Source organism: Rhodococcus sp. no. 34 (assembly GCF_054589475.1).
This window is the reverse complement of the sequence record NZ_BAAILK010000006.1, coordinates 18,283-34,168: the sequence shown is the minus strand read 5'-3', so window position 1 is coordinate 34,168 and position 15,886 is coordinate 18,283. Positions and strand designations below refer to the sequence as shown.

General features: G+C 62.0%; 13 protein-coding genes and 1 pseudogene. 10 read left to right on the top strand and 4 right to left on the bottom strand.

The features are described 5' to 3' along the window. The 6 genes and pseudogenes from ACYP01_RS00460 to ACYP01_RS00435 form a co-directional block, all read left to right on the top strand. Positions 1-227: pseudogene (locus ACYP01_RS00460) on the top strand (branched-chain amino acid ABC transporter permease); the annotation flags it as partial. Continuing rightward, positions 224-997 carry an ABC transporter ATP-binding protein gene (locus tag ACYP01_RS00455; protein ID WP_459678119.1) on the top strand — a complete coding sequence of 258 codons (774 nt, stop codon included), beginning with the start codon at positions 224-226 and terminating at the stop codon, positions 995-997. The pseudogene ACYP01_RS00460 and the gene ACYP01_RS00455, both read left to right, overlap by 4 nt. A 1-nt stretch (position 998) precedes the next feature. Continuing rightward, positions 999-1,703 (top strand): ABC transporter ATP-binding protein, encoded by a 705-nt coding sequence (locus ACYP01_RS00450; RefSeq protein ID WP_020906733.1) that lies wholly within the window; start codon positions 999-1,001, stop codon positions 1,701-1,703. 9 nt (positions 1,704-1,712) lie between these two features. After that, positions 1,713-3,353, top strand: coding sequence for a class I adenylate-forming enzyme family protein (locus tag ACYP01_RS00445; RefSeq protein ID WP_047268871.1), 1,641 nt, complete (start codon positions 1,713-1,715; stop codon positions 3,351-3,353). Between the two features lie 68 nt (positions 3,354-3,421). Then, positions 3,422-4,441, top strand: a complete 1,020-nt coding sequence (locus ACYP01_RS00440; RefSeq protein ID WP_021333900.1) for an alpha/beta hydrolase — start codon at positions 3,422-3,424, stop codon at positions 4,439-4,441. A 131-nt stretch (positions 4,442-4,572) separates the two neighbouring features. Next, positions 4,573-5,595, top strand: a complete 1,023-nt coding sequence (locus ACYP01_RS00435) for an alpha/beta hydrolase (RefSeq protein WP_003941502.1) — start codon at positions 4,573-4,575, stop codon at positions 5,593-5,595. Between the two features lie 5 nt (positions 5,596-5,600). Here ACYP01_RS00435 and ramB read toward each other — a convergent pair whose 3' ends face one another. From ramB to ACYP01_RS00415, 4 genes are all read right to left on the bottom strand, one after another. Beyond that, positions 5,601-7,013 (bottom strand): acetate metabolism transcriptional regulator RamB, encoded by a 1,413-nt coding sequence (ramB, locus tag ACYP01_RS00430; RefSeq protein WP_003941547.1) that lies wholly within the window; start codon positions 7,011-7,013, stop codon positions 5,601-5,603. 125 nt (positions 7,014-7,138) lie between these two features. Beyond that, a complete protein-coding gene (gene fmdA / locus ACYP01_RS00425; protein ID WP_042923284.1) occupies positions 7,139-8,398 on the bottom strand; it encodes a formamidase in 1,260 nt (419 codons plus the stop codon). Between the two features lie 94 nt (positions 8,399-8,492). Further along, positions 8,493-8,780 (bottom strand): FmdB family zinc ribbon protein, encoded by a 288-nt coding sequence (locus ACYP01_RS00420; RefSeq protein ID WP_459678114.1) that lies wholly within the window; start codon positions 8,778-8,780, stop codon positions 8,493-8,495. 79 nt (positions 8,781-8,859) lie between these two features. After that, a complete protein-coding gene (locus tag ACYP01_RS00415) occupies positions 8,860-9,483 on the bottom strand; it encodes a serine/threonine protein kinase (protein WP_459678112.1) in 624 nt (207 codons plus the stop codon). Between the two features lie 503 nt (positions 9,484-9,986). On the opposite strand from ACYP01_RS00415, the gene aceA reads away from it, so the two are divergent. The 4 genes from aceA (at position 9,987) to ACYP01_RS00395 (ending at position 15,868) form a co-directional block, all read left to right on the top strand. After that, complete coding sequence (gene aceA, locus ACYP01_RS00410) at positions 9,987-11,276, top strand: isocitrate lyase (protein ID WP_003941533.1); 1,290 nt, start codon at positions 9,987-9,989, stop codon at positions 11,274-11,276. A 184-nt stretch (positions 11,277-11,460) separates the two neighbouring features. Further along, a complete protein-coding gene (locus ACYP01_RS00405; protein WP_003941541.1) occupies positions 11,461-12,357 on the top strand; it encodes a 3-hydroxybutyryl-CoA dehydrogenase in 897 nt (298 codons plus the stop codon). Positions 12,358-12,448: 91 nt separating this feature from the next. Then, positions 12,449-14,755, top strand: coding sequence for a 5-methyltetrahydropteroyltriglutamate--homocysteine S-methyltransferase (gene metE / locus ACYP01_RS00400; RefSeq protein ID WP_003941510.1), 2,307 nt, complete (start codon positions 12,449-12,451; stop codon positions 14,753-14,755). A gap of 72 nt (positions 14,756-14,827) precedes the next feature. Next, positions 14,828-15,868: an NAD(P)-dependent alcohol dehydrogenase gene (locus ACYP01_RS00395; RefSeq protein ID WP_459678108.1), complete on the top strand. Its 1,041-nt coding sequence runs from the start codon at positions 14,828-14,830 to the stop codon at positions 15,866-15,868. Positions 15,869-15,886 lie beyond the last annotated feature (18 nt).

Here is a 15,886-nt window from a genome sequence, read left to right as displayed (position 1 = left end):
TCATGCCGATCATCGGCGGTCGCGGTTCGGCGTGGGGTGCTCCGCTCGGTGCATTGATCGTGGTGATCGTGACGCTGAACATGCCCGGCTACCAAGGAAGCGGCGAACTCCTGCTTGCCGGAGCCGTCCTGGTGATCCTCATCGTCGCGCCTGGTGGGGTGATCGGGTGGAGTCAGAACGTTCTGGGTCGAATGAACCGTCTGTACAAGGAGCGTGGCAATCGATGACTCGGCTACTCGAAGTGAGCGGTCTCCACAAGTCCTACGGCGGCGTTCGCGCTGTCGACAATGTCTCGTTCAGCGTCGGACCGGGAGAGGTGATCGGCCTGGTCGGCCCGAACGGGGCAGGCAAGACCACACTCGTGGACTGCATCTTCGGCACACAGCAAGCAGACTCCGGAACCGTCGCGCTCGCCGGTGCTCCCTTGACCGGGCCGTCGGAGCGCCGTGCACGGCAAGGGCTCTCGCGCACGTTTCAACATCCGCAGCTCGCGGCGGAACTCGACGCGATCGACAACATCATCCCGGGACTGTACGGGTACAAGATCACCTCACCGCTGCACTCGCTGTGGTGGGCGATCAAAGGACCTTTCGAGAACTGGGACCGGACAGCACAGCGGGCCCGGGAGATTGCTGCGCGATACTCGGTCACCGACGTCGAGAGTGCTTGCGGGGATCTCAGTTTGGGCGCGCAGCGTCTGGTCGAGGTGGCGCGGGCGATGGCGACCGAACCCGAAGTCCTCCTGTTGGACGAACCGTTTGCCGGTGCGGATCACGACGGCATCGCTGCCATCTCCGGTGCCGTGCGATCGATTGCCGCGCAGGGCAAGGGAGTAGTCCTGGTCGATCACAACGTCGATCTCATCGCGGCGCTCGCCACCAAGATCGTGCTGCTCAATTTCGGATCAGTGGCGTTCTACGGACCACCGCAGGAGTGCTTGGCCAGCGACGCGATGCGAGAAGTCTATTTCGGTTCCGAATACGAGGAAGGCGCCTGACATGCTTGAACTCGACAGAGTCACAGTTCGATACGGATCCGCTGTCGCCGTCCGGGAAGTCTCCCTTGTCGCCCCCGCCGGTGAAGTGACAGCGATCGTCGGGCCGAACGGTGCAGGCAAGACCAGCTTGGCGGGATCCATCTACGGCTCGGTTCCCGCCACCGGGACAATCAAATTCGATGGTCGAGAGATCCAGAAATTATCGGCACTGGATCGTGTCCGCAGCGGATTTGCCTACGTTCCCCAAGGCAGGCAACTGTTCATGCGAATGTCCGTTCGCGAGAATCTACGCGTGGGCGCAGACCTGCTGGGATTGAAAGCCGAAGCCGTGGAAACAGCTTTCGAGAGGTTCCCGATCCTGCGTGAACGCTCGGAGAGTTATGCCGGGGTCCTCAGCGGTGGTGAGCAGCAGATGTTGGTTCTGGGGCGGGCCCTTCTGGAAACCCCGAAGGTGTTGCTCCTCGACGAGATGATGACCGGACTGGCACCGAAAATCGTCGCGGAGCTGCGAGCGCTGGTCGGGGGTCTGGCCGCCGAGGGTGTGACCGTCATCGTGACGGAACCGGCACTTACTGCACTGAAATCGGTTGTCGACCGCGGATATGTCATGCAGCGCGGCGAACTCGTCCGCGAATGCGATTCCGCAGCGACACTGGACAACGCGTACAAACAATCGATGGGCGTACTCAGCGCCGACGGGAGATGATCGACGATCATGCTGGAAACGAAGACACTCGACTTCACCGTCGGTGAATTCGCCACGAATCCGGACCGGTTCGCCGGCGTCAGCATCAGCGAAATGGTCAGGCATTGGTCTGAGACCATCCCGGACGAAACCGCCTTTGTCACTCCGGAATCGAGGGTGTCGTGGAAACAGTACGACGCGGCTGCCGATGCGATCGCGTCGGCGCTGGATCTAGCTGGTGAGGGGTACGGACATGTAGCCGTGTTGCTCCCCGACACCGCTGTCTTTCATGCGGCTCTCTGCGCAGCATTTCGTACCGGCCGCGTCGCGGTCGGAATCGGTTCGCGCTCGGGTATTCGCGAGATCTCTCATCTGATCGCCCGCTCGGAAGCCTCCGTTCTCGTCACCACTCGCACGCTGCGCGGCGTCGATACCGCCGAACTCGTGGCGAGTCTGCGGGCAGAGCATCCCGGACTGGACGTCGTCTTCGCCGACGAACGCGCCGACGTGAGTTTCGAACGCGTGAGCGCAAACGGCGAACTCACCTCGTTGCCGGTCGAGTTAAAGCAGTTCCCCGCAACCAGTCCGTGTTTTGTCACGTCAGCCGTTTCGATGCTGAACTCGACCTCCGGCACAACGGGCCTACCCAAACTGGTCACACAAACCGAGGATCGTTGGGTTGGTTTCTCCGAGATTGCCGCCGAGGCGGCGGCGATCGGCTCGGATGAGGTGTTCCTCGGCGCGGTTCCAGCACCTTTCGGATTCGGCCTCTGGACTTCGCATTTCCTGCCGGCACTACTCGGTGCTCGCAATGTCGTCATGGAACGCTTCGACGTTTCGGTGATGATCGAGTTGATCGAGCGCGAACGGGTGACTGCTTTGAATTGTGTGAGTACACAATTCAAGATGCTGTTGCGTTCGGAGGCCGCGGAATCGGCCGATCTCTCGTCACTTCGTTTCATGTTCACCGGTGGTGAAGCCGTGCCCTATTCGGAGGCGCTGGCATTCGAACAACGTACCGGAGCGGCTGTCCTGCAGTTCTACGGATCGAACGAAACCGGCGCCGTCTCGGTGACGACGGTTTCGGACGATTCCGACACCCGACTGAAGACGTGCGGCCACGTCATCGATCGCATGCAAGTACGTGTATTCGACGATGCGGCAAAGGAAATGACCGGCTCCGTCCGCCGCGGTCAGCCTGGGGTGAACGGACCGCTGATGTGTCAGGGCTATTGGGGGGACACCGATGCGAACGACGAGTTGTACACCGACGACGGTTGGATGCTTCTCGGCGACATCGTCGAGATCGACGAGACAGGACGGGTGCGTGTGGTCGGGCGCAAAGCCGACATCATCATTCGTGGCGGCAAGAACATCTCCGCGGTCGAAGTCGAGGAGTACGTGCGCGCGCACCCTTCGGTGGAGTTGGTCGCCGTGGTCGGGGTCGACGATCCGCTGTTCGGTGAGAAGGTCTGTGCGGTCGTCGTGTCCGCCGATGACGATCTGAGTTCGGAGGATCTGACCGCCTGGCTGCAGAGCCGAGGAGTGACCCGCGAGTACATACCCGAGTACGTGATGACGGTCGCCGAATTGCCGATGGCGGCAGGCGGCAAAGTAGCCAAGGGTGAAGTCAAGGCACTCGCGCAGAGGCGGATCGCTGAACTCGGCTGATCGCACTTGGCGGTACCGGCTTCGCGTTACGCTGATCCGGACATTGTGCCGAGAGTGAAGGAAACCCGATGACGAACCCTTCACCGCATCGGTGGCGCAGGCGCTTGCTGTGGGCTCTTGCAATTGTGTTCGTTCTCGTCGGAGCCGTGGTTCTGGCCTTCGTTCTGAGCCCGAGACCTGGCGCACTCACCGTGCGATGGGTCTTCGATCGTGATGCCGTGAAAGTCACCGAGGCGCTCGAGAAGCACGCGCCCGAAGGCGTCGACTCGATCAAGGACCAGCAGTACCGCGCCGATGACGACGACGCATACCTGGATGTCTACTTTCCCGCAGCGACGACGACCGCATTGCCTACGGTGATCTGGACTCATGGCGGTGCCTGGATCTCGGGAAGCAAGTCCAACTACGCGCCGTACTACGAGTTGCTGGCCTCTCGTGGCTACACCGTTGTGTCCCTGGACTACTCACTCGGACCTGAGCATCACTATCCGACAGCGGTGCGGCAGCTCAACGACGCTCACGCGTACGTCGTCGCGAATGCGGAACGGCTGCATGTTGATCCGACGACGGTCGTTCTCGCCGGTGATTCTGCGGGAGCGCAACTCTCGAGTCAGCTCGCCACTCTCATCACTGATCCCGCGTATGCGAACCGTGTGGGCGTGGTCCCGTCGCTGCGGCCGGATCAGTTACGTGGAGTAATACTGAACTGTGGAATCTACGACGTCGGGAACATGGTCGGCGGACCCGGCATCATCGGTTGGGGGGTTGATCGGTCCCTCTGGGCGTATACCGGCGTGCGTGACTTCATGAGTACCGACGCAGCGGATCAGATGTCGACCTTGAACTACGTCAGCGCTCAATTTCCGCCTGCCTACATCAGCGGCGGCAACGCGGATCCTTTGACAGATTCTCAGTCGAAACCGTTGGCTGACAAATTGACGGGGTTGGGAGTTGCGGTCGACACACTGTTCTATCCGGCCGATCACGTTCCGGCGCTCGGTCACGAGTATCAGTTCGATCTGGACAATGCCGACGGTCTCACTGCCCTCGATCGCACGGTTCAGTTTCTCGACGCACACACCCGCTAGTTGTCGGATGATGCTGAGACGCTGAAGAAATGGTCATTTCAGACAAAGCGCCGCGGGTGTGTTGCCGGGGAATTCTCGACTAGTCCTTTTGGTCTAGCCTGGGTGAATCCGACCCGACCCCAGGAGTTGTTGTGCGCGCGTCTTCCCCCGACAGACGGCGAAGGCGCATTGTCGGAATCGCGGCGGTATTCGTCGTCATTCTGCTGTCCGGGGTAACCGCGGCACTCGTCAGTCCGTGGCCAGGAGTTCTCCTCGTACGGTGGATGTCGGCGGGTGGCTCCGAATCGACTCACGCACAACTCGACAGGCATGCACCGTCAGGAATCGTCTCGATTCTCGATCAGTCGTACCGCGAAGGCGACGACGATGCACAACTCGACGTCTACTACCCGTCGGAGTCCACTTCGGCGCTACCCACGGTGGTCTGGGTGCACGGCGGTGGCTGGATATCAGGGTCGAGAGCTGATGCCGACGGTTACTACAAACTGTTGGCAAATCAAGGTTTCACTGTGATTTCGGTGGACTATTCACTGGGGCCGGACGCGTATTACCCCACCGCAGTGAATCAGCTTAACGACGCGTATCGATTCATCGTGAGCAATGCGGACAGGTTGCATGTCGATTCGAACAACCTCTTTCTTGCCGGAGATTCGGCAGGCGCGCAGTTGTCCAGTCAGTTGGCGACCGTCATGACCAGCCCTGACTACGCGTCGGAAATGGGTGTGGAGCCGGCATTACGTCCCGAGCAGATACGCGGAGTTGTCCTCGACTGTGGGGTCTTCGATCTGAAACCCCTGCTGTCGCAGGGGAAGTACTTCGGTTGGGGCGTCGACAAGCAGTCGCTGTGGGGGTATCTCGGAACGAGGGACTTCGACGGGTCGACTGCAGTGGGTCAGATGTCGACACTGGGCCATGTGACCTCGGACTTTCCAGCGACGTTCATCACCGGCGGAAACATCGACCCACTGACCGCCAGCCAGTCGAAACCCTTGGCAGAACGGCTCGCCGATCTGGGCGTCGAAGTAGACGCACTGTTCTACCCCGAAGATCACGAGCCTGCGCTGGACCACGAATATCAGTTCGACCTCGATACCGTGGACGGGATGATCGCGTTCGATCGCACAGTCGCGTTCCTACGCGACCACGTGCGTTAGCGCGGTCAGCGAATCACGTACGGCGAAATCGAACTCCGGTGCTCGCTGATGTCGAGGTCTTTACCCAACGGAGGGAAGGCACGCTGCGGACAATTGAGGCGTTCGCAGACACGGCAGCCCGAGCCGATCGGCGTTCCCGGATTCGACTCGTCCAGATCCAGACCGTCGCTGTAGACGAGTCGGTGGGCGTGTCGAATCTCGCATCCCAATCCGATGGCGAAGATCTTTGCGGGCTGTCCGTATCGAGCCGCTCGACGTTCGACCGTGCGCGCAACCCAGAGGTATCGACGACCGTCGGGCATCTGCGCGATCTGAGGCATGATCTTGCCCGGATACGAGAACGTCTCGTAGACGTTCCACAGCGGGCACGTACCGCCGCTGGTAGAGAAGTGGAATCCGGTGGCGGACTGACGCTTCGACATGTTTCCGGCACGATCGACACGCACGAACATGAACGGAACCCCGCGAAGTTTGGGGCGCTGCAGGGTCGAGAGGCGGTGGCAGATCGTCTCGTAGCTCGCGGAATAGAAGGCAGACATGCGCTCGATGTCGTACCGGAAGTCCTCGGCAACCTCGTGAAACTGGCTGTAGGGCAGCACGGTGGCCGCGGCGAAATAGTTGGCCAAACCAAGCTTCGCCAGGGAAACCGACGCTTCGCTGGTGAAGTTGCCCTCGGCCACCAACGAGTCGAGCAGGTCGCCATGCTCGAGGTATGCGAGTTCTGTCGCGAACTTGAAGACCTGTTGCCCGCCGGAGAGCCTTGCGGAAATTTCCAGGACCCTGGTGTCCGGGTCGTAGCGATGAAGTATGTTCTCGCCCAAGTCGACTCGTCGAACGATCTGCACGTCATGGACGGACTCGAGGCGTCTGGCGATCTCGCCGGCGACGTCGCCACGGTGAAAGCGCATCCGGGCAGTGAGTTCTTCGGCCGCGGTGTCGAGATCGTGGATGTAGTTCTGTCGCTGATAGAAGTAGTCGCGCACTTCCTCGTGCGGCATGGTGATCGAACCGCTGCCGCTGCCGTCCGAGAAACGGTCCTCCGTGGCTGCGGCGAGCTGGGCCGTCGTGTTGCGGAAGCGGCGATGCATGTTCACCATCGCCTTGGCCAGGCCCGGGTGGGTGGAGACCATCTCCGCGATTTCGTGGGCGTCGGCGTCGATACCCATCTCTTGATCGAGGGCAACTTCACGCATTTCCGCGATCAGGCGTGTGTCGTCCTGCGGGGAGAAGAAGGTGGTGTCGACACCGAAGACTTCACTGATTCGCAGGAGCACCGGCACGGTGAGTGGCCGGACGTCGTGCTCGATCTGATTGAGATAGCTTGCCGAGATCTCGAGCGTCTTGGCCAGCGAAGCCTGACTCAACCCGCGCTCGGTCCGCAGTTGGCGGAGCCGGACACCGACAAAGGTTTTCGACATTTTCCCAGGATACGAGTGACAGTCCGGCTTCGCAAAGGTGGGTTCGCAGTCTTCGCACAGGGGCTCCGCCCCCGTGAGTGGTTGAGGAGCCTCGGCACTCCCTAACCACTCACGGGGCCGGAGGCCTAGACCCTGTTCTCCGAACGAGGGGCGCCGATTCCGGGATCGATCTGGAACGGCCCGCTCGACGAGGGTGCAAGGGGGAAGTCGAAGATCGCAGTCGGGAGATAGACCGTCGAACACGAGTTGGGGATATCCACGACACCCGACAGGCGACCCTCGATCGGCGCCGCGCCGAGTAGCAGGTACGCCTGCTCTGGCGCGTACCCGAACTTGGTCAGATACTCGATCGCATGCAAGCACGCACGCTGGTAGGACAGATGTGAATCCAGGTACTTCTGTTCGCCGTCCAACGTGACGGAAGTGCCCGAGAACGCAAGCCACTCGGAATACTGCGGATCCGTGTTGCCCGGCATGAAGATGGCGTTCTCGGAAACGCCGTAGGTATCCATTCCGCCCTTGATGATGTCCACACGAAGATCGATGAAGCCGCCCATCTCGATGGCACCGCAGAAAGTGATCTCTCCGTCGCCCTGGGAGAAGTGAAGATCGCCGACCGACAGATTCGCACCGTCCACGAATACCGGATAGAAGATTCGGCTGCCCTTGGTGAGGTTCTTGATGTCCTGGTTTCCACCGTTCTCGCGAGGGGGAGCGGTGCGCGCCGCCTCGCCGGCCACGCGTGTGTACTCGTCACCGGTCAAGGTTCCCAGTACTGCATCGCGGGGCTCGGGCGGAAGTGCAAGCGGGGGAACCCGATTGGGATCGGTGGCAATGAGGGCGCCCTCGCGGGCATTCCACTTGGCGAGCAAGGCTGCCGACGGAGCCGTGCCCATGAGTCCCGGGTGGACGATGCCCGTGAACGAGACGTGCGGAATGTGACGCGACGTCGCCGTTTGGCCGGAGAAATCCCAGACGGCTTTGTACGCGTCGGGGAACTGTTCGGTGAGGAAGCCGCCGCCGTTGTTCCGAGGGAAGATGCCCGTGTACCCCCAGCCTTGGCCGGCCAACGGACCCGAATCTTCTTGGGGGATAGGCCCGATATCCAAGATGTCGACGATCAAGAGGTCGCCGGGCTTCGCGCCTTCGACGGCAAAGGGGCCGGACAGCGTGTGGACCGTGGTCAGTGGTGCATTGAGAATGTCGTCGGCTGAGTCGTCGTTGTGTATTGCGCCGTCGAACCATTCGCGGCAATGGACACGAAACGCATCACCGGGTTTCACTGTCACCGCCGCTGGGATGTCCGGGTGCCACCGATTGTGGCCGACGATTGCCTGGTCGGTGAATTTCTTGGCGGAATCGAGTGGAAACAGCAGTTCAGGCATATGCACTCCTCATTCTCGAAGAAACGGAAAACTCGTGGCGGCAGGACTTTCGTGTCGGATCGGGACTCACGGCGAGGACGCGCGGTGAGGACGCTCAGGGGCGAGGTAGCTTGCGGTGCAACGGATTGGACGTAGTCGGCGCAGATTGCCGGCCGCGGCCGGGTAGTGACCCACTGACCACGGCAGGCTCGTGAGCCGATCGAGCAGTGCTGTCCAGTAGACCCATCGCGGCCGACGAGCTGTGACTCAACCGGGGAGACGAGACCACCCGCTTGGACTCGAGACTGCACTGGGGGCAAGTAATCGACTGGGGCACTTCGGCCATCGCGAACGACCGCTCGAGCGGGCCGCAGCCGGTACAGCGAAACTCGTACAGAGGCATGCGGTCACGCTATCGGAGGATCCGTAAGTGCGACACTGGAACGACACGCACCGGGTTGCCGATGCCGCAATTGCGCCCGTCAGCGCAAGTACACAACCGCGTTGTCTCCGCCGGTACAGGTGACGATGCCGGAGGTCACCTTGCATGCCATCGTGTACTCCTTGCCGGTCACCGGACTACGTGCGGACACGGTGCTGGATGCACCGGTTGCACCGGAGTTTCCGTAGGCGATCCGAACCGCCTCGGCAAACTCACATGAAGTTTTGCCCCCACTTGTCGCGGACTCTTTGTAACTTCCGGCCGGCTGCCCGCCGGGGCAGGCGGCCGCACCGGCCGGGAAGTTCGCGGCGCGTGTGGTCGTCGGGGATGTCGTGCTGGGAGCGGTTGTCGTGGTGCCGGGTGTGTTCGCGGCGCCGATGGTGGTGTGGGCGGCGCCACCGGCGGCCGAGTTGGGGACGTCCTTCGGCCAGAGGACCCAGGCAAGCCCGCCGAAGAGAGCCAACACAGTGATGACTCCGATTACGGATACCGGAATCACCCAGCCGGGCCGACGCGGCGGCGGATTTCCACGTGGCGGTGCAGGCGGGAATCCCTGGGGCGGGGGATACGACTGCGGCGCGGCTCGGTAGCCCAACTGCGGCGGCTGTGGACCGGATTGCGACCATGCCTGGTTGTTCGGTGGCCGCTGATAGTTGTCCGGCACCGCTTTATCGCCCGGTCGGGGGCGTCGAACGACAAGTCATGGTTCGACAGCATATGGCCGGCGAACGGGTTGTCTCCGGCTTTCCCAGGGGTAGATCCCGGAATTGTCCTAGCGAAGGCTGTTGCCGAGGAGTGATTGCGGTCACTCGCGGGTAGTGAAGTTGGCTCCGAAGTAGCGGACGGGCCTGTTCCGAGTGCCGTGCGAACTGCCCGAATTCGCAAGCGGCGGAGTTGAGTGCATTTCGTTCACAGCCTGCGGTTTCTTTCCTACTCGCCAGTACGGAACCTGTCCGATTGGGTAGTACCAGCCGCGTAGGAATCTTCACAGACTTAGCAAAGTGTGTTGAAAAGGTAGCGAAGATTGGCATTAGCAACAGGTAGACGGCACTTTTTCGATGTGCCATTCTCGGTAAGTACACAAGAAGGGCCTGGCAAGTATGTGAAGTAGTACGCACGTACTGCTCACAACAGGCCGGACCAGCAGATCAAAGAGATGGAGTCTTGATGTCGACCACCGGCACCCCGAAGACCGCAGCTGAGCTCCAGCAGGATTGGGACACCAACCCTCGCTGGAAGGGCGTTACTCGTAACTACACGGCCGATCAGGTCGTCAAGCTCCAGGGCACCGTCGTCGAGGAGCAGACCCTCGCTCGTCGCGGATCCGAGATCCTGTGGGATCTCGTGAACAACGAGGACTACATCAACTCCCTCGGTGCACTTACCGGCAACATGGCTGTGCAGCAGGTTCGCGCCGGCCTGAAGGCCATCTACCTCTCCGGTTGGCAGGTTGCCGGCGATGCAAACCTCTCGGGCCACACGTACCCGGACCAGAGCCTCTACCCGGCCAACTCGGTTCCGACCGTCGTCCGTCGCATCAACAACGCACTGCTGCGCGCCGACGAGATCGCCAAGACCGAGGGTGACACCTCCGTCAGCAACTGGCTCGCTCCGATCGTTGCCGACGCCGAAGCCGGCTTCGGTGGCGCTCTCAACGCTTACGAGCTGCAGAAGGCCATGATCGGCGCCGGCGCTGCCGGTGTCCACTGGGAGGATCAGCTCGCTTCGGAGAAGAAGTGCGGCCACCTCGGCGGCAAGGTGCTCATCCCCACGCAGCAGCACATCCGCACCCTGACCTCGGCTCGCCTGGCTTCCGACGTCGCGGACGTTCCGTCCGTCATCATCGCCCGCACCGACGCTGAGGCCGCAACCCTCATCACCTCCGACGTGGACGAGCGTGACCGCCCGTTCCTCGACGGAACCCGCACGGCTGAAGGCTTCTACGGCGTCAAGAACGGCATCGAGCCCTGCATCGCTCGCGCCAAGGCTTACGCACCGTACGCAGACCTCATCTGGATGGAGACCGGCGTGCCGGATCTCGAGGTTGCAAAGAAGTTCGCCGAGTCCGTTCGCAGCGAATTCCCGGACCAGCTCCTGGCCTACAACTGCTCCCCTTCCTTCAACTGGAAGGCGCACCTGGACGACGCGACCATCGCGAAGTTCCAGAAGGAGCTCGGCGCAATGGGCTTCAAGTTCCAGTTCATCACGCTGGCCGGCTTCCACTCGCTCAACTACGGCATGTTCGACCTTGCCTACGGCTACGCCCGCGAAGGCATGACGGCATTCGTCGACCTGCAGGAGCGCGAGTTCAAGGCTGCCGAAGAGCGTGGCTTCACCGCCATCAAGCACCAGCGTGAGGTTGGCGCCGGCTACTTCGACACCATCGCCACCACCGTTGACCCCAACACCTCGACGGCAGCTCTCAAGGGCTCCACCGAAGAGGGACAGTTCCACTAAGAACTGACTTCGGGTGGGGGAGAGGCTCGGCTTCGGGTCTCTCCCCTGCTTGTATCACCGCACTACTTTCTCTCGTCTTCAAGGCAGTTCCGATTGCGTCGGCCACCAGCGTCGACGCAGTTCGAAGTGCTTGTTTTGCAACACCTTCACCAGACAAACTCCACGAGACAAACAAGGAGCTGACGTGACCAGCGAAAAAATTCAGCGCGTCGGCGTTATCGGCGCCGGAATCATGGGTGCCGGAATCGCCGAGGTGTGCGCCCGCGCACATGTCGATGTTCTGGTCTTCGAGCAGACTCGCGAGCTTGCAGCAGCCGGGCGTTCACGCATCCTGCGTTCGCTCGACCGCGGCGTGAGCAGCGGAAAGATCACAGAACGTGAGCGTGAGCAGGCCGCATGGCGTCTGCGTTTCACCTCCGATCTGGGAGATTTCGCGGACCGCCAGCTCGTCGTGGAGGCCGTCGTCGAAGACGAGAAGATCAAGAGCGAAATCTTCGCCGAGCTCGACGCGGTCGTGACGGACCCGGATGCGGTTCTCGCGTCCAACACGTCGTCGATCCCGATCATGAAGCTCGGCATCTCGACCAAGCGTCCCGAGCGAGTCATCGGCATGCACTTCTTCAACCCGGTTCCGGTTCTGCCGCTCGTCGAATTGGTGACGACGCTCAAGACCAGTGCCTCCGTCTCGCAGCGCGCCGAGGCTTTTGCCAGCGACATCCTCGGCAAGCAGGTCGTCCGCAGTGCCGACCGCTCCGGCTTCGTCGTCAACGCACTCCTGGTGCCGTACCTGCTCTCGGCGATCCGCATGGTCGAGTCGGGCTTCGCGACCAAGGAAGACATCGACAAGGCAACGGTTCTCGGCCTCGCGCACCCCATGGGTCCGCTGGCTCTGACGGACCTGGTCGGACTCGACACCGTCAAGTCCATCGCCGACTCCATGTACGAAGAGTTCAAGGAGCCGCTGTACTCCGCTCCGCCGCTGCTCCTGCGTATGGTCGAAGCCGGCTTGACCGGCAAGAAGTCCGGCGCGGGCTTCTACGAATACGCCGACAACGGTCGCTCCACCAAGCAGGCAAGCTAAGGCCCAACGCCCCTGTGCGCCTTTCTGGTAGTTCCGGCTACCACAAAGGCGCACAGGGCGCTCGCGCCCCTCGGTTAGAAAGGTCGACCGCATGTCCAGCAGCACTGCAGCATTCGGCTCCAGCGTCCTGGGGTATCCGCGCATCGGGCCGCGCCGTGAGCTCAAGCGCGCCCTCGAGTCCTACTGGCACGGCACTTCGGACAAGGACGCACTTCTCGCGGTCGCCAAGGAACTCCAGGAATCGACCTGGAGCGAATTGGCTGCGACGGGATTGAGCCAGGTTCCCGGCAACACCTTCTCCTTCTACGATCACGTGCTCGACAATGCGCTGCTCTTCGGCGCAGTGCCGGAGCGGTTCAAGCCGCTCGAGGGCGCCCTCGAGCCGCTCGATTTCTACTTCACGATGGCCCGTGGCCGCCCGGACTTCCCGCCTCTCGAGCTGGTGCGCTTCTTCGGTACGAACTACTACTACCGTCAGCCCGAGATCGACGCGAACACGGTGTTCTCGCTCAACTCGGATGCACTTCTCGACGAGTTCGAACGTGCGAAGGCGCGCGGCATCGAATTGCGCCCCGTCATCATGGGGCCCGTCTCGCTGCTTCTGCTTTCGAAGGTCGGACCTGCCACCGAGAAGTCCGATCCGAACTTCACCCCGCTCGACCTGTTGGACGCGCTCCTGCCCGAGTACGAGAAGCTCTTCGAGCAGCTCGCCAAGGCCGGTGCGACCTGTGTTCAGTTGGACGAGCCTTCGGTCACCGAGGACCGCACCCCCGAGGAGCTAGCCGCTCTGGGACGTGCGTACGAGAAGCTTTCGACGGCCCCGCTGCGCCCGCGCCTGTTGGTGACGGGTCCGTACGGCAAGTTCGGCGAAGCCCTCAACATCTTGGCGCCCACCAAGATCGAAGCCTTCGGTCTGGACCTGGTGCACGGCAAGATCACGGCCGAGGAACTGGCCGCGGTGCCGAACATCAAGCGCAAGCGCATCTACGCGGGCGTCGTCGACGGTCGCAACGTCTGGCGCGTCGACAGGTTCAACACCTTGACGTACCTGAACGAACTCAAAGACGTTGTGCCTGACCTCGTCGTCTCCACGTCGTCGTCGCTGCTGCACGTGCCGTACGACGTGCTCTCCGAGTACGACATTCCGGGAGACGTCGCAGACCGTCTGGCTTTTGCGAAGCAGAAGGTCGGCGAAGTCGTCTCACTGGCGAAGGCGCTCACCGAAGGTCCTTCGGACAAGTGGCGTAAGCGTCCGACGAAGGTGCACTTCAAGCTCAAGCACGCTGTCCGTGCTCGGGTGAACGCGATCAAGCCCGAAGATCGTGTGCGTGCACCGTACGAGGAGCGTCGTAAGGCTCAGCAGGAACGGTTGAATCTGCCGTTGGTGCCGGCCCAGACACTGGGTTCGTTCCCGCAGACCGACGCGATTCGCCAGGCTCGTTACGAACTCGGCCAGGGGCGTTTGGAGTGGGACGACTACTACAAGCGCATCCAGGAAGAGATCGAGCGCACAATCCGTCTGCAAGAGGACATCGGTCTCGATGTTTTCGTGCACGGCGAGCACGAGCGCAACGACATGGTCCAGTACTTCGCCGAACTGCTCGAGGGCTATGCCTTCACGCACAACGGTTGGGTTCAGGCCTACGGATCTCGGTGCACGCGTCCGCCGATTCTCTACGGCGACATCGCACGTCCGAAGCCGATGACGGTCGAGTGGATTGCGTACGCGCAGTCGCTGACCGACAAGCCGGTCAAGGGCATGCTGACGGGTCCGGTCACCATGATCGCCCGTTCGTTCGTTCGCCAGGATCAGCCGCTCTACGAAACGGCAGAGCAACTGGCACTTGTCATTCGAGACGAAATCGCGGATCTTGAAGCTGCCGGAATCGCCATCATCCAGGTGGACGAACCGGCAATTCGTGAACTGCTGCCACTGCGTGAGGACGGCCGGGAGGCCTACCTGGAGTGGGCCGTCGACGCGTTCCGTCTGGCAACAGGTGGAGCGAAGCCGGAAACACAGATCCACACACATTTGACGTACTCCGCTCGGTCGTCGGTGGTCGACGCCATCGAACGGTTGGACGCCGATGTGACGGCTATCGTCGCGACCCGCTCCATCACGTGGGTTCTCGAAGCACTCAAGGAAGGCGCGCTCACGCACGGCGTCGGCCCCGGTGTCTACGAATCTCGCTCGGCTCGGATTCCCGACATCGACGAACTCGACGAATTGCTCACTGAGGCAAGCGAATCGATCTCTCTCGATCGCTTGTGGGCAAACCCGGACGGCGGCCTCAAGACCCGCCATCCGTGGCAACTCGAGCCTTCGCTGCGCAATATGGTTGCGGCCGCGAGGCGCCTGCGTCGTCGGGCCGAGCAAGCCGAGCGCGACGCCGGGTAAGTCACGTAAAGAACAAGTCATGGAGGGGCCTGCGAGTTGCAGGTCCCTCCATGCACGGGTAGGCATGTGTGCATGGTTACTGCTGCTGCTTATGCCGCGACGTCCGCTGACGGTCCCCTCGAGAAGACCACTGTCGAACGCCGCGAGCTCGGTCCACTGGACATTCTCATCGACATCAAATTTGCCGGCATCTGCCATTCCGACATCCACACCGCTCGCAACGAGTGGGGCGGAGCGAAGTACCCGATCGTCCCCGGACACGAAATCGCCGGCGTCGTCGCCGCCGTGGGGTCCGATGTCACCAAGCACAAGGTCGGCGACCGAGTGGGCGTCGGCTGCTTCGTCGACTCGTGCGGGGAGTGCGACGCCTGCACCGCCGGTGAAGAGCAGTACTGCCGCAAGGGTGTGACGGGTACGTACAACGCCACCGGCCGCGACGGCGAGCGCACTCAGGGTGGCTACTCGACGCACATCGTCGTCACCGAGCACTTCGTGCTCTCGATCCCGGAGGGCATCGAACTCGACGTTGCAGCGCCGCTCCTGTGCGCGGGCATCACCTTGTACTCACCGCTGCGGCACTGGAATGCCGGCCCCGGCAAGAAGGTCGCCATCATCGGGTTCGGCGGCCTCGGTCACGTCGGTGTGAAGATCGCCAAGGCGCTCGGCGCGGAAGTCACCGTCCTGAGCCAGACGCTCGGCAAGAAGGAAGACGGCCTTCGTCTCGGTGCCGATCACTACTACGCGACCAGCGACCGTGAGACGTTCAAGGCTCTTCGTGGCGAGTTCGACCTGATCCTCAACACGGTCTCGGTCAACCTCGACATCGACGCCTACATGTCCTTGCTCGCCATCAACGGCACTCTCGTCGAACTCGGCCTGCCCGAGAAGCCGATCGAAGTTCGAGCATTCTCGCTCGCCGCAAACCGTCGTAGCCTCGCCGGCTCCATGGTCGGCGGTATCCCGCAGACACAGGAGATGCTCGACTTCTGCGCCGAGCACGGCATCGGCGCAGAAATCGAACTGATCCCGGCGAGCGACATCAACGACGCTTACGAGCGCGTGATCAAGAGCGACGTCCGATACCGATTCGTGATCGACACCGCAACAATCTGACCCGCTCGGTCCTGCTCA

Coding starts and splice junctions, on each gene's coding strand:
- ACYP01_RS00455 (WP_459678119.1), top strand. CDS start 224: ATGACTCGGCTACTCGAAGTGAGCGGTCTCCACAAGTCCTACGGCGGC.
- ACYP01_RS00450 (WP_020906733.1), top strand. CDS start 999: ATGCTTGAACTCGACAGAGTCACAGTTCGATACGGATCCGCTGTCGCC.
- ACYP01_RS00445 (WP_047268871.1), top strand. CDS start 1,713: ATGCTGGAAACGAAGACACTCGACTTCACCGTCGGTGAATTCGCCACG.
- ACYP01_RS00440 (WP_021333900.1), top strand. CDS start 3,422: ATGACGAACCCTTCACCGCATCGGTGGCGCAGGCGCTTGCTGTGGGCT.
- ramB (WP_003941547.1), bottom strand. CDS start 7,013: ATGTCGAAAACCTTTGTCGGTGTCCGGCTCCGCCAACTGCGGACCGAG.
- fmdA (WP_042923284.1), bottom strand. CDS start 8,398: ATGCCTGAACTGCTGTTTCCACTCGATTCCGCCAAGAAATTCACCGAC.
- ACYP01_RS00420 (WP_459678114.1), bottom strand. CDS start 8,780: ATGCCTCTGTACGAGTTTCGCTGTACCGGCTGCGGCCCGCTCGAGCGG.
- aceA (WP_003941533.1), top strand. CDS start 9,987: ATGTCGACCACCGGCACCCCGAAGACCGCAGCTGAGCTCCAGCAGGAT.
- metE (WP_003941510.1), top strand. CDS start 12,449: ATGTCCAGCAGCACTGCAGCATTCGGCTCCAGCGTCCTGGGGTATCCG.
- ACYP01_RS00395 (WP_459678108.1), top strand. CDS start 14,828: ATGGTTACTGCTGCTGCTTATGCCGCGACGTCCGCTGACGGTCCCCTC.